Source organism: Psychrobacter sp. TB20-MNA-CIBAN-0197 (genome assembly GCF_040309765.1).
Lineage (GTDB): Bacteria > Pseudomonadota > Gammaproteobacteria > Pseudomonadales > Moraxellaceae > Psychrobacter > Psychrobacter submarinus.
Genome location: NZ_JBEOPC010001361.1, coordinates 1 through 237, shown reverse-complemented (window position 1 = coordinate 237; position 237 = coordinate 1). Strand labels below are relative to the sequence as shown.

Here is a 237-nt window from a genome sequence, read left to right as displayed (position 1 = left end):
AGGATGGCCTGAGCATCTGCCGCAAGGTGCGCAGCCAGTACGACGGGCCGATCCTGATGCTCACCGCGCGCACCGATGACGCTGATCAGATCCACGGCCTCGACCTCGGTGCCGACGACTATGTGTGCAAACCGGTGCGTCCGCGCTTGTTGCTGGCGCGGATCCAGGCGTTGCTGCGCCGCAGTGACACACCGGAGCCGGCCGCGGAAAAATCCCGGCGTTTGCAATTCGGTCCAC

At 65.4% G+C, this 237-nt stretch carries 1 protein-coding gene; it reads left to right on the top strand.

Translation table 11 applies throughout. The features are described 5' to 3' along the window. Positions 1 to 237 (top strand): response regulator (locus AAEY83_RS18400; RefSeq protein ID WP_351061579.1); only part of this gene is annotated, 237 nt, incomplete at both ends.